At 43.9% G+C, this 23,199-nt stretch carries 19 protein-coding genes; 6 read left to right on the top strand and 13 right to left on the bottom strand.

Going from position 1 to position 23,199, the window contains the following annotated elements; translation table 11 throughout:
• Positions 1-3 precede the first annotated feature (3 nt).
• From KOD92_RS06200 to KOD92_RS06165, 8 genes are all read right to left on the bottom strand, one after another.
• Positions 4-987: a glycosyltransferase family 2 protein gene (locus KOD92_RS06200; RefSeq protein WP_215232688.1), complete on the bottom strand. Its 984-nt coding sequence runs from the start codon at positions 985-987 to the stop codon at positions 4-6.
• 26 nt (positions 988-1,013) lie between these two features.
• Complete coding sequence (locus KOD92_RS06195) at positions 1,014-1,967, bottom strand: glycosyltransferase family 2 protein (protein WP_215232687.1); 954 nt, start codon at positions 1,965-1,967, stop codon at positions 1,014-1,016.
• 52 nt (positions 1,968-2,019) lie between these two features.
• A complete protein-coding gene (locus KOD92_RS06190; protein WP_215232686.1) occupies positions 2,020-3,243 on the bottom strand; it encodes an acyltransferase family protein in 1,224 nt (407 codons plus the stop codon).
• Positions 3,244-3,255: 12 nt separating this feature from the next.
• Positions 3,256-4,554 (bottom strand): hypothetical protein, encoded by a 1,299-nt coding sequence (locus KOD92_RS06185; RefSeq protein ID WP_215232685.1) that lies wholly within the window; start codon positions 4,552-4,554, stop codon positions 3,256-3,258.
• A 46-nt stretch (positions 4,555-4,600) separates the two neighbouring features.
• Complete coding sequence (locus tag KOD92_RS06180; protein ID WP_215232684.1) at positions 4,601-5,953, bottom strand: flippase; 1,353 nt, start codon at positions 5,951-5,953, stop codon at positions 4,601-4,603.
• A 49-nt stretch (positions 5,954-6,002) separates the two neighbouring features.
• Positions 6,003-8,363 (bottom strand): GumC family protein, encoded by a 2,361-nt coding sequence (locus KOD92_RS06175; protein ID WP_215232683.1) that lies wholly within the window; start codon positions 8,361-8,363, stop codon positions 6,003-6,005.
• A gap of 8 nt (positions 8,364-8,371) precedes the next feature.
• Positions 8,372-9,190, bottom strand: a complete 819-nt coding sequence (locus tag KOD92_RS06170) for a polysaccharide biosynthesis/export family protein (RefSeq protein WP_215232682.1) — start codon at positions 9,188-9,190, stop codon at positions 8,372-8,374.
• A 230-nt stretch (positions 9,191-9,420) separates the two neighbouring features.
• A complete protein-coding gene (locus KOD92_RS06165; protein WP_215232681.1) occupies positions 9,421-10,317 on the bottom strand; it encodes a polysaccharide lyase in 897 nt (298 codons plus the stop codon).
• Between the two features lie 739 nt (positions 10,318-11,056).
• Here KOD92_RS06165 and KOD92_RS06160 point away from each other — a divergent pair.
• Together KOD92_RS06160 and KOD92_RS06155 are read left to right on the top strand one after the other, a co-directional pair.
• Positions 11,057-11,992 carry a nucleotide-diphospho-sugar transferase gene (locus KOD92_RS06160; RefSeq protein WP_215232680.1) on the top strand — a complete coding sequence of 312 codons (936 nt, stop codon included), beginning with the start codon at positions 11,057-11,059 and terminating at the stop codon, positions 11,990-11,992.
• Positions 11,993-12,088: 96 nt separating this feature from the next.
• On the top strand, positions 12,089-13,456 hold the full coding sequence (locus KOD92_RS06155) for an exopolysaccharide biosynthesis polyprenyl glycosylphosphotransferase (RefSeq protein ID WP_215232679.1): 1,368 nt from the start codon (positions 12,089-12,091) through the stop codon (positions 13,454-13,456).
• Positions 13,457-13,537: 81 nt separating this feature from the next.
• Here the strand turns inward: KOD92_RS06155 and KOD92_RS06150 are convergent, their stop codons facing one another.
• From KOD92_RS06150 to KOD92_RS06135, 4 genes are all read right to left on the bottom strand, one after another.
• A complete protein-coding gene (locus tag KOD92_RS06150; RefSeq protein ID WP_215232678.1) occupies positions 13,538-14,065 on the bottom strand; it encodes a hypothetical protein in 528 nt (175 codons plus the stop codon).
• A gap of 95 nt (positions 14,066-14,160) precedes the next feature.
• The gene (locus KOD92_RS06145) at positions 14,161-15,150 is read right to left on the bottom strand and encodes a YsnF/AvaK domain-containing protein (protein WP_215232677.1); all 990 of its coding nucleotides are present in this window, start codon (positions 15,148-15,150) and stop codon (positions 14,161-14,163) included.
• A gap of 42 nt (positions 15,151-15,192) precedes the next feature.
• The gene (locus KOD92_RS06140) at positions 15,193-15,624 is read right to left on the bottom strand and encodes a YsnF/AvaK domain-containing protein (RefSeq protein ID WP_215232676.1); all 432 of its coding nucleotides are present in this window, start codon (positions 15,622-15,624) and stop codon (positions 15,193-15,195) included.
• Complete coding sequence (locus KOD92_RS06135; protein ID WP_215232675.1) at positions 15,624-15,989, bottom strand: YtxH domain-containing protein; 366 nt, start codon at positions 15,987-15,989, stop codon at positions 15,624-15,626. The genes KOD92_RS06140 and KOD92_RS06135 overlap by 1 nt, the downstream gene beginning before the upstream one ends.
• Before the next feature lie 352 nt (positions 15,990-16,341).
• Between KOD92_RS06135 and KOD92_RS06130 the strand changes: the two genes are divergently transcribed.
• The 4 genes from KOD92_RS06130 to KOD92_RS06115 all read left to right on the top strand — a co-directional run bounded on the left by KOD92_RS06130 (position 16,342) and on the right by KOD92_RS06115 (position 22,565).
• The gene (locus KOD92_RS06130; RefSeq protein ID WP_215232674.1) at positions 16,342-20,160 is read left to right on the top strand and encodes a choice-of-anchor Q domain-containing protein; all 3,819 of its coding nucleotides are present in this window, start codon (positions 16,342-16,344) and stop codon (positions 20,158-20,160) included.
• Positions 20,161-20,266: 106 nt separating this feature from the next.
• Complete coding sequence (locus KOD92_RS06125; RefSeq protein ID WP_215232673.1) at positions 20,267-20,803, top strand: glycosyl-4,4'-diaponeurosporenoate acyltransferase CrtO family protein; 537 nt, start codon at positions 20,267-20,269, stop codon at positions 20,801-20,803.
• 140 nt (positions 20,804-20,943) lie between these two features.
• On the top strand, positions 20,944-21,555 hold the full coding sequence (locus KOD92_RS06120) for a DinB family protein (protein WP_229254564.1): 612 nt from the start codon (positions 20,944-20,946) through the stop codon (positions 21,553-21,555).
• Between the two features lie 290 nt (positions 21,556-21,845).
• Positions 21,846-22,565: a hypothetical protein gene (locus tag KOD92_RS06115; RefSeq protein ID WP_215232672.1), complete on the top strand. Its 720-nt coding sequence runs from the start codon at positions 21,846-21,848 to the stop codon at positions 22,563-22,565.
• Between the two features lie 168 nt (positions 22,566-22,733).
• Here KOD92_RS06115 and KOD92_RS06110 read toward each other — a convergent pair whose 3' ends face one another.
• Complete coding sequence (locus tag KOD92_RS06110) at positions 22,734-22,994, bottom strand: GrpB family protein (RefSeq protein ID WP_215232671.1); 261 nt, start codon at positions 22,992-22,994, stop codon at positions 22,734-22,736.
• Between the last annotated feature and the right edge of the window lie 205 nt (positions 22,995-23,199).

Genomic DNA, 23,199 nt, shown 5'->3' with positions numbered 1-23,199 from the left:
ATATTATTTCGTTCTTCTTAATACATCCGAATCTGCAAACTGGCAATACAGCCGAAGCAGGTATTTGTACACAACAGGTTGAAACAGGAAAATAGACAACGCATATTTATGCTTGCTCCGAACCGTTGCGTTCTTCGGATAATCTCTGTATTTCAATAGGTTATCTGAAATCAGTTTGTACTCAGACGCATATTCACTTGCATCAGACAAGATCAGCAGATTCAAAAGAGAGATATTGGTAACAAAGTCAAACATCACCGCAGATTCGAGTATTTCCCGGTCTGCATTTTTACTTTGCGCCAACATTTTGGTAGAGAAATCCAGGATATTCATGTACTTCTTACTGAACCTGGCCATGCTTTCCGAATTCTCCCGGACAATGTAATTATACTTTTCACTGCTCGTCCGTATCACCTTCGAAGCCTTTTGAAGCACATTGAAATTGTAAAACATGTCTTCATAAATATGCCCGGTAAACAAAACAGACTTAGCCAGATCAGCTCTGTATATTTTGTCGTAAACGCTGATCGGAAAATCGTTATTTAATAATGCGACAAGCGCTTCCTTTTTATTGAATAACTGTAACTCCTGGGCTGTACTATCCGAGGTCTGGTTGTTCAGCGTTGTCTTTTTCACGCCGCACATGGAGATATCAGCCTTGAAGTCAGATATATTGGTCAGCAAAATTTCATACATATCCTTTTCAAGCTCATCGTCGCAATCGACAAATCCGATATACCTGCCGGTCGCCAGTTCGACTCCTGCATTTCTGGCCTCCGAAACGCCCTGGTTATTTTGGTGCACAACGGTAATGCGCGGGTCGCGGCGGGCAAATGCATCACATCTGGCCGGGCTCGAATCGGTGGATCCATCGTTGACTACGATTACTTCGAAGTCAGTGAAAGACTGGTTTAATATCGAATTAAGAGAGGATTCTACGTATTGTTCCTTATTATAAACGGGAACAATAATGGATAATGCTGGCATAAAACTTCTTTTTAACGTTGAGGAAACTACCGGCTTGGCAATATGGATCTTTTCACATCCCAATACATCAGGTAAGCCATAGCAAGCGGAGCAATTCGCGAATATCCAAGCGTGTTAACGACTGACAAGCCAAGCTGATATCTTTCTCTTACCGAAACGGCCGTGGATAATATTACAACTGAAAAAGCCCATTTAAATTTATCCAGATTCGAAGTCTCTTCTGAAATATTATTGGCTTTGAAATAGTCTGCAACCCACTGAATATGCTGAACATTGGATTCCAGTTTCCGGAGTACAACAGATTTTTGTTTCAGGTTGGAAGAGATATTGGATCCGCTGAAACGCCACGAAACACGCGCATATGGGATAGTAACAATATCCGATTTCCGGCCGAACTTAATCCACGTTGCATCGTCGGAACACCAGGCGAGATCGTAGTTTTGAAAACCATCTTCCCGATAATAAACGCTTCTCCTGAAAATGTACTCGACAACCGAACTGTGAATTTTATGACGAATGCGCTCTGCGAAGAAATTTTCAACTCTTAATACAGCAGGATAATTGCTGCATTTCTTGATCGTTTTGCTTTCGCCGTCGATGATATCAATGTCAAAGTGAAAAAGGTCAGCCTTAACGCCGCTATTGAGTGATTTGTAAAATGAGCTCACGCAATTTGGATCCATCACGTCGTCATCGGAAAAGAGCCAGATCCACTCTTCATTGTTCGTCATCGCCACCGAGCGCTCCCAGTGTCCTACCAGATTTTGCGCGCCCATATTGTGCTCAAACCGCTTGTAAACAATGTCCAGATCGTAGGTGAAATCCTTGATGATTTTGAACAGATTATTGGGACTGCCGTCATCACCAATGTAAACGGTAAAATCTTTACAGGTCTGATTTCGGATCGACTCCAGTGTGTCGAAGAGATACTCGCTTTTAAATGCGGGAATCACTATGGCTAACTTTTGGTCGGATTTCATTGACGATTTAATAAATTGAGGAGGGTAAATAAGCAGATAGAGTTAGGTGATATTAATGCGCCTTCTCGGGGCTGATCCGATTTCTTAATTTCATGACAGGTGCTTCAATGAATCTGTAATTGATCGCAGATACGATAAAAACGAGGACCCAATAAGTCACATATAAAAGGATCGACATCGAAATGGAACTGGTCTCATATTTCTCGAAAAACGGAATATAGATCAGCGAATAATGGATCAGGTACATTGAATATGAAATGAGACTGATGTGCATTACCGCATCACGCAGTAATCTGTATTTTATCTTTTTTACGAATACCGCGTGCGGCAATAACATAGCAAAGAAAATAGGCATGACAGTATAGAAAGAACTGTTGATCAGCAGCTTAACGACGCTACTGTCACTATACCAATTGGTTTTCTCAAAAATCATAAAAACAACCGCCACTGCTAAAAACGACCCGATCAGCCCGATGACGGCCAGCGGCTTTTTCCATTTAAGCAGAAATGTGCGGGCGTTGTGAAAGGCAAGCGCGACGATCACTCCGTACATTATTGCATCCAAACGGAATACAACAACTTTCCTGATATCCGTATCCAGATTGATATCATTTCCGGTGAGGGATTTTATAAATCTTAATGAAATAAACAGGATCAGATAAGCGCTGAATGTATAAAGCAGGATCCGGTTTTTGCTGCTACCTTTTGCCAGATAATTAACGATCATCAGAGCGACCGGGACTGTCAGATAAAACCATTCTTCGACTGCCAGGCTCCAAGCTTCACCGAAAAACGGAGGGTGAGCAGAAGTCAGGTTTTGTATGAACAGGAAATATTTCCAGTTGAATTCGGTGTTATATAAATAGCTGTAAAGCAGAAAGCAAACCACCAGCATGAAGTAATAGTTGGGTACAGTACGCAACCACCTTCTCATCCAGAAATTAACAATTGTTTTGAAAGTAAACTGCTCTTCTTTCAGGAAAATCTTAATTAAAATAGAACCGATCAGAAAGCCGCTCAGAACAAAAAACAGATCTACTCCCAGCGGCCCGATCCAGGTGGAAGCGACATACATTTTCTTGAAAACCTGGCCAATGACAGGAATCGTAAAAAGCGGTTTCAATATTCCGAACGAATGGTACCAGACAACCAAAAGTATGGCGATCGCGCGTAATGCATCCAGTCCGGGTTTTCTTTCGGAGCTGTGTTTGGTTTGCTTCTTTTCCTGGGCAGGAATTATCGGCCTTTCCGTTTCCTGAAGTAAAACTTGTTCCATGTTTTAAGGGGTTTACGCTAGTTCTGCAACACGAGTTTCATGCTCATATTCAGCAGGTTCAATCGTTCTTATCATTATTTTCTGTGTGTAAGACCATTCAACGAGATAAAAAAGAAAACAGAAAAATGGAATTGCAGCTGCGTAAGAATAATGTTCACTGATCCACACTAATACCAGAGAATAGACAAAGAATAACCTGAGATATTTGGTTTCACCTGTATAATAGCGGCTGCTGATCCCTTTAATATTTACCCATAAAATATTGATCACATAAAAGATACCGAACAGATTGAATGCACCGATCAAGCCCACGTCGCTCCTGTACAATCCTAACTCCTGATTCATCCGAAGCATTTCCATTCCGTAATGCGAATTGTGATTTTCCATACCATTTCCGGTAAAAACTGTCATCCAGTGAGGCCAGTAGTCAAACAGGAAAAAGTCGGCAGCGATATTACGGATATCGTCTTCGTTTGAATTTAGCTGATCGTTGGTGAGCTCGACAAAGCTGCCGAACAATACATCGCTGAATGCATACGCAAAACAGGAAAGCGCGAGCGCCACGCCGAGTGCCATAATTTGGGTCCTTCCTTTCAGGCTCAAAGTAAATATCGCCATGCAACCCATCACCGCAGCCGCTACTTGTCGGGTTCCGAAATAGTAGAGCCCGGCCAGTCCTAGCAGGACAAATAGCATATAAACGAATTTCTGTTTTCTGAGGGATTCGCAATAAAAATAAATGGTCATAAATACCCCGAAATAATGAGGGTCGATCATGAACCTGTAAATATTCCCGCGCAATAATTCCTGTCCGTCTTCGCCGTCTCTGTTATAAAACAGGATCATTGGATATGTGAATTGCTGCACGATCGTAATTATGCACCATATTACTCCGATAGTCGCTATCAGATACACAATACGCTTGGTATCAATATTGAAAACGCGAACCACGAAATAGATTAGCCAGAAAAAATTAGTTCGGATTACCGACACTGACCAATGCAATTCCTGACCGTGAAATGCCGCTGCACCGAGCGCGCTAATAAGCGGTATGATCAGGAACAGCTTTACATTGGTCCCGAAAATAGAAACGGCAGGCGATCTGTCTTTTGATACGATCAGAATTCCAATACAAGCGACCACTACCACAATTTCGAGCACATCGAATATCCTTCCATTTACTCCATGAAATGCAAACAAATGGCTGCTTACCAACGTAGCGAATACAACAAATGCAAATTTGAGGTTCTGGTATTTGCCTGTTGTCATTTCAGCTGAGCCGATATTTTCACCGTTGAGCGTTAGTATCATTTTATTATTTCGTGGAGTGCCGGTTGATTACGGTTGTTAGTGTACGTTACAATCCCTTGTTAGCTGGCCTTACTGTTGCATACATTTTTTTGACCATCGGATTTAATAGCTCCGATATACTCTGGAATCTGAAAAACTCCCCGTTGATCGGGTTAAGTCCTTTTCTTTTCAATACCACATACATACTAACGAACAGGAATATCTCGGTAAAAAGCCAGTTAGCCGACGTTCCCATGTAGCCCCATTGTCTGACGATCAACAGGTTCAAAGAGATACTGATAATTCCCGCCAGTGCAGATATTGTAAAGAAGTGTTTGTCCATTTTCAGATTGACCATGATCTGAATTCCAAGCACATTATTCAGCGCGAATAACAGCGGAATAATTGCAAGCATTTGAAATACAGGAATAGCAGCTTCGAACTTCTCTCCGTAAAACAACCTGATCACTAATGGGCCGAATACAAATATGAATACCGAGGCGCTGCCAATAAAAAGGACAATCAATGGAATCAGTTTTTGAGCAACGCGCAGTCCGCTTTCCTTACTTTCCGAGAATGCGCGGCCAATATATGGGTAAAACGCCTGCGCCAGTGGCATTGTCAAAACTGATTGTGCGATGACGATCAGTCTCTGAGCGGAAGTGTAAAATCCAACCTGCTCCGGATTCTGGTACAAACCCAATATGACGGTATTGGTACTGGAATAAAGATTGACGAAAATCAGCGAAAAGAAAATGATCCGTTCTTCCCACAACACATTGAAACATCTTTTCAGATTGAACCGCAGAAATTTGATCTTGTAATTCTTTAATGCCCACACAAAAGACCAGACCGCGATTCCAGTTTGTATCAATCCTATTAAAAGTGGCTGCCAGATATAGTCTTCATTTTTTCTTACAAAAAACAAAATAGAAATCGTAAAAAGCAGCTTACTGGTGAGGTTGAAAATAGCCACTTTCGTTAGATCCTGCATCGCCTGGAAAAGCCAGTTTTGTGTAAATAATGAGGCTACACAAACCAGGTAGGAGAATATGATTACCAGCCTGTTGGAGGCAAAATCGGGCACCAGAAATAACGTGGCGACAAACACACTGGTCGCCACTAAAAACAGCAGGCATTGCGTATAAAAAACTTCACTGAAGACTTCGCTCCGATAGTCAACATTATCGGGATCTTTCAGCAGTTTTCTGGTAGCCGAAAAGTCAAAACTATAACTGACAAGTAGGGTGAAATAGGCAACATAGGCGACCGCAAAATTGATCAATCCATATTTCTCCGGGCCGATTATCCTGGAAATGACGGGCACCGAAAGGATCGGCAGCACGTAATTTCCTATCTGCACCAGGGTAAGCGACAAGAAGTTCTTGCCCAGTTGCTTCATCGAATTACTTTTGTCCATCGTTGAGTAGTTACAGTCTGTTCTGGCTGTTCTTAATGTATTGGCTTACTTAGAAACGGTCAGCGAAATTGCTGAACACCGGGCTCAGAATGCCGGGTTTCTGATCGTAATAGTTCATGTCGTAGCTGTATCCATATCCGTATTTACGGCTTTGCACGCCATTGAACACGATATTCAGGTTAGGCAAATGATTCTGGCTTTGCAGATCTTTAATGAACGCAAGTTCCGATTTGCTGGTCACACCCTGTCTCATCACATAAAGTGTCAGATCGGCCATTTTAGCGAAAAGCAATGCGTCTGAAATCAAATGCACGGGCGGACTGTCTATGATAATGTCGTCATAAACGTTCGCCAGATCCTGGATCAACTGCTGCAATTCGCCGTTTTCAAGGATTTGCGATGGATTTGGAAGCGCAGTTCCGCTGCCGATAATATCCAGGTACGCGTCAGCATTTGAATTTTGAATGATCTTGTCAACCGACGTTTCTCCGGCCAGGTAATCGCTCACACCAGGCAGCGAGCTGTCCATTTTGAAGTTTTTGAGAATTTTCGGTTTGCGCAGATCAAGTTCGACCAACACGGTTTTTCTTCCTGCGAACGCCGTAGCCAGTGCCAGGTTGCTGCTCAAAAAGCTTTTCCCCTCGCCTGCCACGCTGGAAGTGATCAGAATGACCCTACCCTTCCTTTTATCGCTGTAAATATGTTGTAACCTGATCCGTATCGCCCTGATCTGCTCGCTGATCGCGGTAGTCCAGTTACTGTTGGCAGGCACCTTCTTTTTACCCGTTTCAAGCAACAATTCTCCGATTACAGGAATCTTAACAGCATCAGTGATCTCGGAAACGTCTTCGATTTTGGATGTAAAGTGGATTCTCATGTACACGATCCCAAACGGCAGCCCAAATCCGAAGATTAGTGCCAGCGCGGCAGCCAGCGATTTCATCGTACCCGACGGAGCGCCCGCATAAGCCCTGTCCACCACCCTGTCTTCTTCGAGGCTCGATGCGTAGCGGATAGATACCTCTTCCCTCTTCTGTAACAGATAGTTATAAAGACTTTCCTTGATCGATTGCTGTCTCTTGATATTCACATATTGCCGCTCCTGCGTCGGAATATTCTTGATCGAAGACTCAAACTTGCGGTTGTAGGTTTGCAGCTTATCACGGGTATTTACCAGTGAAGTCCTGATATTCTCCACGTTCTCTTTAATAGCAGTTTTTGTGGTTAAAATCTGGCGGTTGATCGGTTCAAAGTCGGGATTGGTTTCCGGCGTTGTCGCAAGCAATTTTTCGCGTTGCAATTGCAGCAAAGCCAGTTTTTCAATCTGACTGCTCAACGCAGGATCGTCTATTCCAAGCGTGGTAGGCACTTTGTCCGGACCTTGAGCGGATCTGATATATTTTTCAACACCCGAAATCACGCTGAGCTTGATATTCACATCATTAAGTCTCGCATCATTCGCCTGCATATTTTCCAGACTGATCTTCGAGTCCGACGTCATATCAGTAAGCCCGCGGCTGCTTTTAAAGGTTTCAATCCCTCTTTCCGCATCATTCAGCTCCACACGCAGGGAGTTCAGGCGCTGGTCGAGAAAGTCGATCGTATTTTTGATCTCCTGGTTTTTCGAAACCGTTCTTACTTGGTTGTAGTTGTTAATCAACGTATTAAGTACATCTTTTCCACGCTGCGGAACCTGGTCGTGCAAAGACAATACGATCGTTGTAGAGAGCTTATTCGAAAGGGTTACATCAATGCGTTTCTGGTAATCAATGGCCAGAAAGTCAGGATCCAGATTAGCGATTTCGATTTCTGAATTGATGTAGGAAGTAAGGTCTTTTACGGCTTCCAGTTTCCAGGTTCCGTATTCGTCTTTTACTTCACTATTGAATGCAACTTCCTGCTCTCTATCATTTGGATATTTAATGATAAAAGTATTCGGGCTGTTAATAACGATGTTGAATTTGCCATACTTCGCTGCATCCGGCCCGCCCGGAACGGTTAACTTAACGGGGCTGTCCTTATACAGATCCGTGTAGCCGAAACTATCCTTTTTGCGATACTGAACTGCCAGCTGCAAATCGGAAATAACCTGACCGATCAACTGCTTTGATTTTAGAACCTCGAATTCATTTTCGATGATCCGGGTTGAATTCAGAAGGTTGATTTCTTGAAGCGGCGCCTGTTGATTAGGGGTCTTTTTTTCATCCTGGATCAGCAGTGAAGCTTTCACTTCGTACACCGGCTTATCGGTTTTTAGGTAAAAGAAAAACAACGTTCCAGTTATTGCCATTCCTATTACGAAAAGCGGCCAGTGGTACAGGTAGCGCTGGATGGACGAGCTTCCTTTTCCATTTTTATTCTTAGGGTCTGAAAAGGCGAAGGCGGTAATTTGTGCCTGTTGGATATTCATTATGACTGTTATCTATATAAGTTTGACAGAACGATGGCAATGATAGAAAGCCCGGAAAGTGCGAGGGTTGTGATGCGGAAGCCGCGGTCGACAGTGGCGTATTTCGTACGATCAGGTTGAACGTAGATCTCGTCGTTGTTTCTCAGATAATAATAGGGAGATTCAAAGAGCTTCTTGGAAGTAAGGTCAATAGGAATAAAGTTGCGCTTTCCATCCTGCTCACGAACGAGGATAATATTGTTGCGCATCGCTGTGATATTAAGATCTCCTGCGAGTGTCAGCGCCTGCGTGATCGTTGTTCTTTCGTTGTGCAGCGTGTAAATATCAGGTCTCTGAACATCTCCATAAACAGCTACTTTAAAATTAAGGATGCGGATATTAACAACCGGATCTTTATAATAAGTCAGCAATACTTCGGTTAATTTTTTACGCAATTCCGAAGTCGTTAATCCGCTTACTTTAAAATTACCGATTAATGGAAGCTGTATTTCTCCGTTGTAATCGACAAGATATCCCGTAACCGGATTGTCGGCAGACTGATCATACATGTTTCCATTAACACGGTTCAAATTATAATTAAAGACAGAGGAGGATTCGGGGTTTCTACTGCTGACATTAATTCCAAGTATGTCGGCAGGCTGCACAGTAATAGGCACGTAATTCTTAACATTCTCGATGATCAACGAATCACGATTGAGGTCTTTAAAATAAGGTACCTTTTTGTAAGAACTGCAAGAAAAATTGAGAAGAATGAATAAGAACGGAAGGTACCTGAAAGATGAAGTAAGGCTCTTAGACAACTTAATAGAGGGCAAAGGTAATTTCATGTTGAGTAGGGTATTTATTAACAGAACAAAGTAATGCATTAGTATTTATTCAATCACTTATTTTGGGGTATCATTCCTATACGTTGGGGCGGAATGGGTATTTACAGGGGTTTCAAAATTGAGAAGCAGGCTATGTATTTGCATTCATTTTATAAATTCGGAAATCTGCAATATTTAAACGTTTTACTATATACGTAACCTTAATATAACGATCCGATCTAAAAATTGAATTATTTACTTTTTGTGTGAACGTGGTTATAATCAAGCTTCGCGTTTCCCACCGTGATGTCGTCTACGAATATTACCCTGGGTTCGTCACTGGCTGAAACCCTTGTATTCACAGAGCCCGGTGCATTGGTCCAGCCAATTCTTAAAATACCGATTTTGAAATAGGGAAACTTCCTGTCATAATAGGAATTAGGCTGGTTCAGTCGCTGGAATACCAGCGCATCGTTTTTCCAAACCTCTATTTTTCCTGTATTATCGTAAGCCCATTTGATGTGAAAAACCCAGTCAAGCCATTTGTCCCTGGCTACCGGCCCGAGATTAAATCTTTCGAACGTATATTCATTAGGTCTCGTCACCAGGTTGTGGTCTGACCGTATTTCCAGCACCAGACTATCGTTGAGCACCCCAAGCAACAAAGGCGGGCTGCGCCATTCTTCACCCGCATCAAAATCAGGAAGTGACTGCCAGGAAACGATGCTTTCCTCTATCGTATCCTTTGTGAAAGTTTGCGGAAACAGCACTGAAAACGCAAACCAACCCTCCTTCACATCGTTAGGTATCAGCCCGTAAACCGCTTCGGGACCGATGAGTGTATTTTTTTGCGCTTTCGTAAAAGACGCTTCCTGTATCTCAAAGCGCAGCGACTTCTTGCCTCCCCTACTTACTGAACTGTCCAGTTTTGCTGACCAGGGGCAGCATACCACCTTTTCCGGCCACTCGCCTATCCCATGCTCAAAATCAAAATGGGCGATCGTGTCATTTGCTACCTCCGGCTTTGTCGGCTCATGTTTCTTCTTGGAAATCCCAAGACGTTCGCATGATTGAAGGCAGAAGAATATGGCTGCTGAGCAAACTGCATAACCAACAAAGTTTGCGATCCGGTATGAAGAAAAATTCATTGAGTGACGAGGAGTTGTATTTAAATATTCTGAACGAAGAGGGTTGTTAAGTCGGTGCCCGGAAGCATTTCGTTCACAATATTAGTATATGCAATATTTACCATCCCTGCTTTTGGGGTGATCGTATCGAAATTCGGGGGTGTAAGTCGGGGTTATTGTGGAGACGATATATATTTACAAATGTACTCCCTGATACTAATTATTTATTTCGACACGAGTTGTAGTACTAACGCGTTTATTGTAAAAATAGTAGCTGGTATCTGCCTATTTAGTTTACATTTCAATATACATATACTTAAATATATTTTTCAACTAATACGGTTTCTTATTAAAACTAGTATTGGAAAAATAAATCCAAAATGCATATTTAGTTATCGTTCCGAATTTAAATTGAAATAATATACAACTGAACAACGATTAATATTCTATTTACATTTTCGCAGGATACATATTTATATTCTTATTAATTTTGAAATTGAAATTCCGTACCATTTAGATAAAGATTTAATACGACAACTTAAATCAGCTATTTATCTATTCTAATTCGGTTGTAAAATACCCCGATCAGATAGTTTGTGACCCCAATTTACGTGCACTTTGCCCCAAAAGCCCGCTACGGTTATATTTAATGTAATACCTTCGATTTACAAATTCCAGAATACATACACTAAAGACTCAACCCTCCTCCGATCAACACCGGCTGGAACAGATATGACCCTCTAAAATTTTAAAATTCTTAATGGATAAGAAATTGTTTGACATTCCTGTACTGCTGATCACATTCAACAGGCCAGAGACTACATGTCACGTATTTGAACAGATCAGAAAATTAAAACCTTCCAGGCTATATATATTTTCAGATGCACCCCGAAACGGGTTGCCCGAAGAACTGGAACTTGTTGACACTTGCCGATGCTTTTTTGACGAATCGCAGATTAATTGGGAATGCAAAGTGGAGCGTTGGCTGGCCGAAACAAATATGGGAAGTGCCCTCGGGATTTCTTCCGCGATTAGCTGGGCATTTGAAACATGTGAAAAATTGATAATTCTGGAAGACGATTGCCTGCCTCATCCTACCTTCTTTACATTTTGCAAATCCATGCTCGACAGATACAGTACCAACGATCGTGTCATGCACGTATCGGGAGCCAGATGGAATGAAGAAGTAAACATGCGCGGGCCGGATCACTTCTTTTCCCTGGTTGGAAATATTTCCGGCTGGGCAACCTGGAAAAGAGCCTGGAATAAATATGATTTCTGGATGGAACAACTTCCCGAGATCAAGAATCAGATGCGCGCACAGAGGCTTTTCAAGAATACGGACATTGCGAAGTATTGGCAGGAAAAATTCGATGAAGTGTACGGTGAAACCAAAAAGCACACATGGAGTATTCAGTGGCAATATACGCTGTTCAAAAACTACGGCCTCGCCGCAGTCCCCAACGTCAACCTGATCAGCAATATCGGTCTCGAAGATGCATACTTCAATCCCAAGAGAGACACTGAGCTTACAAATAGTTTTTACGAAACAAAAAACTGGAAAAGCACCGGATCAAATGTAGAAGTCAGGGCAAACGACCAATACGAAAGAAATTATGCTGAAAGATCACCTGGTAACAGAGGCTCATTCAGCAGCCGCATCATTCAGAAATTCAGGAGCCTGATGTCCTGCTAATTCTGAGTTGCGATAGCGCCAATATGTATCTATCATCATTTTAAACCAATACCCTTTACTACTCACGTTCAAAAAGTTAACCTCCCGGAATCGTTTATGAAAAATTACTTTACCTCCTCCCTGCCAGCTTTTCATTTATGGACTGACATTTTACTGCTAAACATTTCTTTCCTGATTACGCACGAAATGGTGCTCACATCGCTGGCCCCGTTTTCGTATCACGCTTATCTCAATCTGTTCCTGGTCAGCAATCTGATCTGGATCCTGTGTATCAATGTTTTTCGGCTCTATTCATTTACCCGCGTTACTTACAACAGTTACAGCCGGTTTCTGAAACTGATCCTAGCTATTACCGTTCATTTATTTTTCCTCGAACTGTTCGTTTATGTGAGCGGTGAGCAAAGCGGGTTCAGTGAAAACCTCGTTTTTATTTCCTACAAAATCTTCACTTTCCTTGCCCTGCTGACGCATGGAGCGGCTACGCTGGTTCTGCAATACCTCCGGAAATCAGGCTACAATCTGAAACGCTATGTGATCATCGGAAATGGTGATCTGAGCGGGCTGGCGAAGGGATTTTACGACAACCGCCAGGAACTAGGCTACTTCTTTTGCGGAACATTCAAGATCCAGAACATGCGAACGCAGGCAGAAAGTCTGGAAAACTTTATCGAAACCGAGCGCCCGGACTATATTTACTGCTGCCTGTCCGAAATGAACAATGAACAGATTAAAGACGTGATCAGGCTGGCGGAAAGAAAGAAAACGCACGTGCGGCTGGTACCAGACTACCACGGTTTTTTGAATAATAAATTCGCATTCGAGCCGCGCGAAACGTACCCGATCATTAATGTTCAAACAAAGGCATTTACCGAAATCGACGAACAGTTTACGAAACGCGCTTTTGATATTGCCTTCTCCTCAGTGATCATGATCCTGGGCTTGCCTGTGTTTCTTCTGGTTATGCTGCTGGTAAAAGTTTCGTCGAAAGGAACTGTGTTTTTTATGCAGGACCGTACCGGCCGATGGGGCCAGACTTTCAAGATCATCAAGTTCAGGACGATGTATATGGACGCGCACACCTATGGATTGCAGCATTCACTCGGCAAAAAAGATCCTCGTCTGACACCGGTAGGCAACTTCCTGCGCCGCACCCGGCTCGACGAGCTGCCACAATTCCTGAATGTATTGATGGGACAAATGTCGATTGTAGGCCCGCGGCCACTGAATCAGTACGATGTGGATATGCTCATGAAAGAAGCCAGTCACGAATTCCAGAAAGTGCTGACGATCCGGCCGGGTATCACGTCGATCGGGCAGGTGAAAGTGGGTTACGCAACGAGCTCGTCTGAAAACTTGCTTAGATTAAAATACGATATGCTTTATCTCAACACGTACAGTCTGGTTACAGATCTGTATGTGATCGGATTAACGATTCAGGTGGTCCTCCTGGGCAAAGGCCGTTAATAGAGCCTTATAATGCAGCCGGGCGCTCTCCTATCTGGAAAGCGCCCGGCTTTTTTTGTTTCAGGCTGATTTTAAAAGTGCCTAAAACATTTTTGACAAATCGCGCAGATCTACATCTCCGTCACCGTCCTTATCAAGGCCCAGTTTTCGTCCCGCACTGTTGATAGTACCTCCCAAACCGCCACTTTGTGTGGTATTGGTACCCCCGGCGTTTCCGCCTGTCAGGCCTGAGAGCAAACCGCCCAGATCAAAACCGCCTGCGCCGCCTTGCTGGTTATTCCTGCCAACTACCTTACTGATTACCATTGGGATAAGCGCCGCTGCAATAGAAGCCGCTGCACCTGAACTGATCCCGAATTTATTCATAATGCTCCCCATGAAATTATTAGAGATCTGCTGCACCGCCGGATTAGACTGCGCTGAGCCGCTTTGTACAGACTCAAAAAGACCGTTTGCCTGATCAGTATCTTTAACATTTTCTAGTCCGCTGACCACAGCATTGTGGGCTTCTTTTAAAACGTCTTCGTTATGCTCATTCGGAACCTGCTCGTTGTCGATAACAGTACTTTGGCCGCTTTGGCGGATCATATCAAATATCTGATCAAACATATATTAAAAGTTTAGTATGAATAAAAAATAGACACTATGGGAAAACAAAACCCCTGCCGAAGCAGGGGCCAGTATGCATTTTAAAATATCACTTCTTACAAATCTAAACCCGACCTCCGAAGTCTTTCTTCATCTGTCAGATCCTCGACGTCTACTTCGGTGTGACGCACAGTTTCGCTGATAATCTCGTCGCGTTCCTCCACAGTTTTATTCAGGCTAACCTCTTCTACCACACGCGCCTCTTTGCTCACAACTGGTATTTCAGCATATTCCTTCATTTCAATGGTACCTTCTCTGAAAGTATCAAATTCGGAATCTGTCGCAACGCGGTCAACCGGCGTTCTGTTGATAGTCACCTGCTCCTGACGGAGGCGGATGCTTTCCTGAACGGGGCGTTGAATAATCCGGCTTCTCAACCGCACGCCACCCGTCTCAATTTCCTGCTTACCTACCGTAAGTTCTTCTTCAATGATAGGCAGAGAAGCCGACTCGTCGCCAGCAACGAAATTCTTATTAAATACCGAGTCTGACTCAGTTACATCATCTGCACCAATCAAGGAGTCGGAACCGATCCGCGAATCAGAAGCAGTTACCGGCTCAGAATCAATGTAGGAACCGGAATTGGTAACTGGTTCAGATCCAATGTAAGAGTCAGAACTGATCACAGGTTCAGACCCTGCGACAGTACCAGTACTTGCTGTTTGGTAAGACGAATAGCCCTCTGCAGTACTTCCTAAGTTATTTTCGTTTACATCTATTGCACCGAAATCATCCAGAACAGCGGCTGCCGCCTCTGCTTCTTCCAGGGTCGCTGCATGAACAGTTACAATGGTTCCACGTTTTCCGGCTTCCGAGTAACGGGTAGTTTCGTCATCATCCCCATCAAAAAGGTCTCTAAAAAAATTTCCGACGCGGTCTCCGAAATCCTGGTCCCGGTCAGTTACGGTTTCTTCCTTCGCATCCGACTTGTAAGACGCAGTTTTAATATCTACATCTCCATCAGCGAATCCGTTTGCCAATAAATAGTTTTGCGCTTGCTGCGCGTCACTTTCATATTCGAAAATTCCAACTACTGTATTTGCCATGATTATTTTATTAAAGGTTGTTTGTTGATTTGGCGCCGAATTCTAAATATCCGTGCCTGAAGTGTTTCTTGTTATTACGACTTTTTCTTCCCTGATAGTCTCAGTAAATGTCTCCTGATCGTGATGCTCACGTTTTGTAATATGGAGTTCTTCCACTAGCATCAACTTCTTTTCTACAACCAATACCTCTTTCATCACCGAAATAATGGTAACATCTCCTTCCTGCCGTACAGCCGGGGGAGCCTGTTCTACATATTGGTTGATCTGTCTGCGTTCCACCAGCACCTCTTCACTGATCATGTCAGCTGTGATTTGTGCCTGTTCTGCAACAATTTCTTTCGAAACCAGCACGCGACCAGTTTCCACACGCTCCGTGCCAACTACCAGTCTTTCCCTGATCACCGGAATTTGATAGCTTTCGCCGACAGGCAGATCAGTGCCTGCCGGCTTATCACTTGTTCCTTCCAAAGACATCAATAACGGTTTTGGAATTGATCGGCGGCTGATTTTGTCTCGTCAGCTACTCTATCCACAGTTCCTTTTGCTTTATCAGCATAAGTATCCACAGCTCCTTTTGCCTGTCCGGCAACAGCTTCTACCTTTTCGCGGGCAGCATCAACAACCTCAGTTGCTTTTGCTTTTGTTTGCTCCCATTGATTTTTAAGGTTGTCTTTTTGCTGATCGGCCAGATCCTTAATTTGCTGACGTGTTTCGTAACCAGCTTTTGGTGCGAAAAGTATCGCAGCCAGTGCTCCTACAGTAGCGCCAACAAGCAGGCCAAGGGCAAAGCCACCACCATTACTGTCTTCTCCGTCGTAATCTTCATATTTTGAGCTCATCACAATTTGGTTTTGGTTTGAGCATCAAGCTAAGCGAAAAACGTGCCAGGCCTCAGAGTATTCGCTTCATTTGCTGAAAAAGACCCTTTATTAATGTTAGGCAGAGCGTGAGCCGGCCGCTATACTCACCGTGCCGTTCACACCGGAACCAGCACTTGATAACGTATATTGTCATTAGTAACCACGACTTTTCACTACCTTTTTGTACAGGTTATTTTACACATAACCCTTTGGAAAATAATAGTTTAGAATGCGACCAGGGCTGCAAGTAGTTGCTATTTGCTTTCGGCTTTGGTGATAGGCCCTTTTTTGGGCTGCATTTAGTTTATTCTATTATTAATCAACGTTCAGTATGAAACAAAGAACTTTTACGCTTCTCTATCTAACAATCCTATTATCTATTCTTACCATTCCATGGTCGCAGGCGCAGCAGCGCACAAGAGCGAAATCGGCTGAGGGGATCAAAAAATTTCAGAAATACGCTGATCAGAACAAGGACCGTTTTGACAAGATTATCAAATCAACAAAACAGCAGTCCAGGCTTCCGAGGACAAATGCACCATTGGATTTGCAGAGCTGGAAAAAAATGAAGGCTGACAGTGCGCCGAAAAGTGCGATCAAGAGTTATATGACCACTGTAAGAAAGGCGAAATCTGCAACGCCGCAGCGTCCGTCCACAGCCAGATTAGCAGCAACTGCCGATGCGCCTGCGATCATTTACGTGCGTCAAGGCGACCAAGTCTTACAAGATGGGACCAGCTGGGAGAATGCATACTACGAGCTGGCTGATGCACTCCTTTTTGCCAAACAAAATCCAGGAGTTGAAGAAATCTGGGTTGCGAATGGGATATACCACCCGCTTTACAATCATAATTATGTAAATGAAGGGGACGATTTTCAGTACCAGGATCAGGTATTCATTATGCTGCCGGGAATTAAAATGTACGGCGGCTTCGAGGGAATCGAGGAATCGATCGCAGACCGGAAGCTCAGGATTAGTTCGACCGGACTCCCAGGTGACGAAGAGTTTACCACAATTCTGAGCGGGAACCTAACCCTTGATGAGGAAGAGCCTGAAACAGAAATGCATACAAACCACGTCGTACTGGCGGTGGGCGATCTGGGCGACGCAGCTCTCGATGGTTTCGTGATTGCTGGCGCACAAGCATTTGGTGAGGATGCGGTCGAGCTCAATGGCGAAGTAATTTCACAACAGATTGGTGCAGGCATCACAATTATAAACTCCTCGCCGGCACTGACCAACCTTATCGTTGCGCATAACTCAGGGGCTAGCGACGGTGCAGGTATTTATGCTACGGGGTCGACGTTTGTCATGACCAATTCTTTAATCTATGAGAACAACAGCAGCACCCGGGGAGGTGGAATGTATATTACTAACTCCCAGCCGGTACTTACAAACGTTACCATAAGCGATAACTTCGCAGAGTTGGAAGGTGGCGGCGCGTACTTTAACGGAAACACGAATGCGAAGGTGAGAAATACGATTTTGTCACGCAATATTTCGACCGCCTCCGAAAACAGTTACCGGGCTCCTGCTGCGACAGTGACCTTTTCTGCCTCCGTTGTTCGCGACAGCGGTGGGAGCAGTAATTGGGATCCAGCAATCGGGACAGATGACGGAGGAAATCTGGACACAAATCCATATTTCTTTTCGGGAGAAGGTGTTTATGGTTTAAGACCTTACAGTGAAGCGGTTAATGCAGGCCGTGACCTGTATTTTGAGCCGGGACAAGTTCCTGACCTATCGTATCTTGAAACAGATCAGCGCGGAATGCAGAGAAAAATAGGTTCATCGATAGATATCGGCGCACTTGAAAGTCAGTTTGAAAACCTTTCCACTCCTTTATTTCCTAGCGACGACGGGATAATGTACGTAAAAAAGGGCGGAACGGGTAATGGAAGCAGCTGGACAGAAGCCGCGGGAGATTTGGCCGACGCAATTTTTGCAGCAAACGTCAACCGTTTTGTCGATCAGATCTGGGTAGCTGGCGGAACATATACTCCGCGTTACACGCCACATACATTATCGGATGATAACCCTCAAAGCATATACAATACATTCTTGATACCCAGGAGTGTATCTGTTTACGGCGGCTTTGCGGGAGGAGAAACAGAGATCGGACAACGTGTGACAGGTGACCCTGCCAACAAGACCATTTTAAGCGGAGACCTGGCAGGAGACGATAATTTCAATTTCAATAAGCTTTACGAAGAAGGTCCTTATGAGGCACTGGGAAATAATACACTTCATGTAGTGACCATTGTAGGCTCGCCTGGATCTGAGGTACTGCTGGATGGAGTCACCATTGAGGGCGCATTCAACCTGAGTGACCCTAATGAAGCTCTACTTGGCGAAACGCTATTGATTAATGAGAACATTGTGCCGGTGTATCTTGGAGCCGGTGTTTACGTGCAAAGTGCGCTGGCGGGATTTGTAAATTCAATGATCCGGAACAGCCTGGGAAATCTCGGTGGCGGAATAACGAATGTAAACGGGTTGACTTTCATTTCAAACTCCCTTATTTATAACAATACCGATTTTTTCAGTGGCAGCGGGATTACGACAATCGGACCTGGGAGCTCGCTGGCATTATTCAGCTCTACTGTGTCGCAGAATTTGGGAGTAGGTAACGGAGCGGCATTCGGGTCACTTTTCTCCGATATTTATGTGGTCAGCAGTATAGTTTACGATAACCTGTCATTTTCCTACGAATTCGACGAGGAAGGCAATTATATAAAGAATGATTTTTCGTCGGATGGTTCGACCGGAGCTATTTCAAACAGCGTTGTTGGTGGCAGTGGAGGCAGCGGAAACTGGCAAGTAAACGACGATGAATTTCCACCGGCGATAATTCAGGATCTGGGAGGAAACCTGGATGAAGATCCGGCCTTTAAAGATGTATTTCAAGGCGACTTTACACTGACAAATTGCAGCCCTGCTATTGACGCGGGTGAAGTACTTGAGGATTTGCCGATCTCTGAATATCCCCTGACCGATCTGGCAGGTAATGCAAGGATATTCAATGATGTACCGGATATCGGTGCGTATGAACTTCAAAGTCTTCAATCGTCCGACGGAACAAGTCTTGCCGGAAATAAAAAACAGAGTGCTTTCACATTTACAGACTTTTCGTCGCACACATTTACCGCAGAAACGGGCGTTTGCGATCTGGATGTGCTGACATTCGCACCTTCGAATTTTGGAGGCCAGGTGGTAGCAAGAGTATATCTGGACAGAGAGGTTTATTCCTTCAATGATGCATTTTACCTGCAAAGGCATTATGACATTACGCCTACCGAAACCGATCCGGAAGCAGCTCAGGGCCAGGTTACGTTGTATTTCACACAGGCTGAATTTGATGCGCTGAACTTGAAGCTGACCGCAGGAGACAGACTTCCTACCGGTGTCGCAACAGGAGAAGCTGCAAGAATAGCTAACATCAGAATCTATCAGTTCCATGGCGACAGCTACGATTTAAGCGGTGAGCCGTGGAGTTATGAAAGCAAGCGTACTGTGATAGATCCGGACGACGACGACATCGTATTTAATGCGGATCAGAACCGCTGGGAAGTGACTTTTAATGTGGAAGGTTTCAGTGGCTTTTTCGGTGGATCCGTGGGTCAGAACCCGCTGCCTGTTCGTCTGGTAAGCTTCGATGGAAAAAGGCTGGACGACCAGAAAGTGAAGCTGGAATGGAAGGTTGCCGAGCAGGTCGGTATTGACGTGTACGATGTGGAATATAGTGAAACCGGGAAAAAATTCGGTAAGATCGGTCAGGTAGCTGCGAGTTCTCTGACTACAACTGAATATAGTTTCACCGACTCTCTGTTCCGCACTGGCGACCGGGCCTATTATCGTTTGAAAATAAAAGAATTGGACGGAAAAATGGCTTATAGCCAAATTGTTACGATTAAATCGTTAGCAAAGAACGGCATGATCGCCTACCCTGTTCCGGCTAAAAACGAACTTTGGATTGACTGGAAAAAAACAGAGGCAACATCGGTTGACTTGCTCGACTACCATGGAAGGGTTTTAAAAACGATCAAAAGAATTTCTCCATCTCAGAAAGTCGATATTTCAGCACTACCCGCAGGCATATTTCTCTTGAAGGCTGAGGGAAATAGTGTGTTAAAGGTTGTGAAAGAATAAGTTGAAAATGGCGGGACGATTGCACGCAACTCGTCCCGCCATTTTTTCTATCGGGAAGGCGAAGCCGCCGGATCAAATCGTTAATATGTCTTAAATATCTTGCTCCGTGCTGAACCAGCTGATCAATGTATTCTGGACGATCGCATCTTTTGCGGCGGTTGGATATTACTGGGGATTGTATTTTGCTGAAAGAAAATCTCCCTATATTCTCATTGTATTCGTCGCATTGAGCATAATAGGTTCTATGCTGTCAAGAAAGTGGCTTTCCGCACTGACATTGAGTACTGACCGCAGAACCTACGAGCGACTCGGCGTTACATTCATTTTATGGTTTGTTCAAAATGGTACGTTTGTCAAGCGCATAGAAGCGAAATTTGGTAGAAACGTGAGTATTGTAAACAATCGGAAAAAAGCCCGCGCCTACCTGGGTATCATTAATGTTCAGGAGCGATACCACTACTGCTGCCTCGTATTCTTTATCCTGAGTTCAATAAGCGCATTACTCATCGGAAAGATCGCACTCGCGCTACTCATCACGCTCTCAAATATTATCTACAATATTTATCCGATCCTGCTGCAACAATACAACAGGCTCCGGATCCATTCGATGTTATCAAGACAAAGAATGCCAGCTACATATTAATGGGCTGATCATGTTTAAAAGAGCCCCACTACGAAAAAGACGCTTATCCGATCCCCGTTTGCTCAATAGAGTTACCGTTTAAACAATGCGCTCGTCCATTTTTGCATTTCCATTTAGTTTTGGGCAAACCTATAATCCAAATGGAAATGAGACTTTCAAACTATTGCACCTTACTGTTATTCATTTGTCTTGCGTGCCCCTCTTTCGGCCAGGAAAAGCTTTGGACAGAAACTGATCGTCAATATACTATCGATCAATTAAACCGGACCCGGGATGAATTAGTAAAAGAAACAGAAAATCTGACACCCGCACAGTGGGAATTTCGTGAGTCAAAAGACCGGTGGTCGATCGGCGAAATTGTCGAACACCTGGCATTGTGGGAGATTATCTGGGCGCGCGAAATCAGTATGGGCTCCCGCAGTAAGCCGCAGCCGGAATTAAACAAATCAAGCAGGCCTGACAGTTACTATTCCGAGTTCATTATGGAGACAAATCCTCACGTAGCTGCCGATATTGCTTTTCCGACTGGTTTAATCAAAGGAAAGGATAACTTGAAATTTTTCCTTAGCCGCCGCGAACAAAACATCGCTTTCGTGAAGAAGACAGACGCAGATATGCGTGCACACTTCGAGCTAACCGCCACTCCAAATCCAAGAAACATGCACCAGGTGTACATTTATCAATGGGGCCATGTTGACAGGCATTTAAGACAGATCCGGAAAGTAAAAGCGGATGCAAACTTCCCGAAATAGGAAGTGATCCATACATTATCCCTTGGCCTTAGCTCATACTGGATTTGCCTAACTGGCTGGCGCGGTTGCCTGCAACTACCTGCTGCCACGCCGGGAGGGCTTCGTCCAGGGCTGTTATTTATTTTACTTTCCCTATCTGAAGTAAACGGTTACCCGCGAACATCTCTTCGTATTGTAGTGCCAGTCCCGTTAATAGACTTTTCTAAGATCCTGATTTCAAGGCATCTTGCTTGCGGGTATGACAGTAATTTCACATCTTTGAATACTCCATAGTTCTTAACCGTAAGCACATGCTTATTCAAATTTTACGTTCTATTTTGATTGCTTTTGTTGGCCTTTTTTTATCGAAAACGGTTCAGGCGCAATCTTCATCCTCATGGTCCTACGGATTGGCAAGTCATTATTCTTTTGAAAAACATACGCTAAGCTGGACCAGCTATGCACAAGGTGAACCTGCACAACAGTCTGAAAACAAATTCACACCGGCATTTGCAATTGGAGCTGGGATTTGGACAGAGAAAAAGATCAGTACCGTATTTTCAATATATTCCCGACTCGACTACCACTATCTTAGATTTGACGATCAATATCTGTCCGGGTGGTATATCAAAGTCGGTGGTGGGAGAAATTACCAGGAATGGCACAATTCCCTTGCATTTTCTTTGCAAGGCCGCTTTTACATTCCAACCAAATCAAAACTAAGGGTCTATTTTGATGCGGGAGCAAAAGTAGATCGAATGGTTAAATTCCGTAGTCGCTACGCCCATTTCGATTTCCCAAATTGGAATCCGCAATACATGAATGCTGTCAGTCCTGCACTGATAGGCGCCATTGGCATTCAGTACGGTCGCCTTGGTTTATCACTGGAAAGTCAAAACTACTTATGGAATGACGCCTTAACAGAAGATCTGGCAGCAAGTGAAAGACAACAACTGTATAGCCGCGACATATCAAGGCGAAATTTAACACTGAACTTGTCATATCGTCTGAATTTTAAGGCCAATAATTAAATTGCTTGCTCTTTTAAATGTAAGTGTACAGTAGTGGGTTTCCAATCATAATCTTTCCGATAGGCAAATGGAGAAATTTGGTAAACCTGATCGCAACGTGAAGGAAAATGCTTTCATTCCCTCAAACCCCACAAATGAGTGAACGGCATTGTTCCTGCACATGCTCTTTTACAAATCGCTTTGAGCGTGTGACCACCTTACAGAGGATGCCCATATTTCTGCTCCTGCCATCAAGACATCAAAAACGGGATCTTTGATTTCGTAATAGGCATTGACATCATCGGGAAAGTGCTTGGCCAGGTTTATCTTTATTACCTCATAAGCCTTGGCTGCCCTGGTATCCCATGCGTGAGTTGCATCTTTTAGCAAGGTTGCAATCTGCTTAAACTGTATGGGCCAATGTGGCCGATAAGGAACTATTTGAATCATTGTTCAATACATTTTACACAAAAAAAGCAGACGTTGAACTTCAAAAATATACAATTCAGCACCTTATGCCTTCTTAATTGGATATTCCTCTCCAAAGTACTCCACGATTCCTCTGAAATGACGCCAATTATTCCTGCGCAAAGTACGCCACCGATCTGATGAAAGTTGCGGTTTTTGAGAGGCCTTCTGTATTGGATTCCAGGTT

The organism is Dyadobacter linearis (assembly GCF_907165045.1).
Taxonomy (GTDB): domain Bacteria; phylum Bacteroidota; class Bacteroidia; order Cytophagales; family Spirosomataceae; genus Dyadobacter; species Dyadobacter linearis.
The sequence above is the reverse complement of the archived record's forward strand: the minus strand, read 5'-3'. Positions and strand labels throughout refer to the sequence as shown.

Excerpts from the sequence above, each read along its gene's own strand:
- KOD92_RS06175 (WP_215232683.1), bottom strand. The coding sequence starts at position 8,363 with ATGAATATCCAACAGGCACAAATTACCGCCTTCGCCTTTTCAGACCCT.
- KOD92_RS06185 (WP_215232685.1), bottom strand. The coding sequence starts at position 4,554 with ATGATACTAACGCTCAACGGTGAAAATATCGGCTCAGCTGAAATGACA.
- KOD92_RS06165 (WP_215232681.1), bottom strand. The coding sequence starts at position 10,317 with ATGAATTTTTCTTCATACCGGATCGCAAACTTTGTTGGTTATGCAGTT.
- KOD92_RS06190 (WP_215232686.1), bottom strand. The coding sequence starts at position 3,243 with ATGGAACAAGTTTTACTTCAGGAAACGGAAAGGCCGATAATTCCTGCC.
- KOD92_RS06110 (WP_215232671.1), bottom strand. The coding sequence starts at position 22,994 with ATGATTCAAATAGTTCCTTATCGGCCACATTGGCCCATACAGTTTAAG.
- KOD92_RS06130 (WP_215232674.1), top strand. The coding sequence starts at position 16,342 with ATGAAACAAAGAACTTTTACGCTTCTCTATCTAACAATCCTATTATCT.
- KOD92_RS06145 (WP_215232677.1), bottom strand. The coding sequence starts at position 15,150 with ATGGCAAATACAGTAGTTGGAATTTTCGAATATGAAAGTGACGCGCAG.
- KOD92_RS06115 (WP_215232672.1), top strand. The coding sequence starts at position 21,846 with ATGCTTATTCAAATTTTACGTTCTATTTTGATTGCTTTTGTTGGCCTT.
- KOD92_RS06195 (WP_215232687.1), bottom strand. The coding sequence starts at position 1,967 with ATGAAATCCGACCAAAAGTTAGCCATAGTGATTCCCGCATTTAAAAGC.
- KOD92_RS06170 (WP_215232682.1), bottom strand. The coding sequence starts at position 9,190 with ATGAAATTACCTTTGCCCTCTATTAAGTTGTCTAAGAGCCTTACTTCA.
- KOD92_RS06180 (WP_215232684.1), bottom strand. The coding sequence starts at position 5,953 with ATGGACAAAAGTAATTCGATGAAGCAACTGGGCAAGAACTTCTTGTCG.
- KOD92_RS06200 (WP_215232688.1), bottom strand. The coding sequence starts at position 987 with ATGCCAGCATTATCCATTATTGTTCCCGTTTATAATAAGGAACAATAC.
- KOD92_RS06150 (WP_215232678.1), bottom strand. The coding sequence starts at position 14,065 with ATGTTTGATCAGATATTTGATATGATCCGCCAAAGCGGCCAAAGTACT.
- KOD92_RS06160 (WP_215232680.1), top strand. The coding sequence starts at position 11,057 with ATGGATAAGAAATTGTTTGACATTCCTGTACTGCTGATCACATTCAAC.
- KOD92_RS06140 (WP_215232676.1), bottom strand. The coding sequence starts at position 15,624 with ATGTCTTTGGAAGGAACAAGTGATAAGCCGGCAGGCACTGATCTGCCT.
- KOD92_RS06155 (WP_215232679.1), top strand. The coding sequence starts at position 12,089 with ATGAAAAATTACTTTACCTCCTCCCTGCCAGCTTTTCATTTATGGACT.
- KOD92_RS06120 (WP_229254564.1), top strand. The coding sequence starts at position 20,944 with ATGGAAATGAGACTTTCAAACTATTGCACCTTACTGTTATTCATTTGT.
- KOD92_RS06135 (WP_215232675.1), bottom strand. The coding sequence starts at position 15,989 with ATGAGCTCAAAATATGAAGATTACGACGGAGAAGACAGTAATGGTGGT.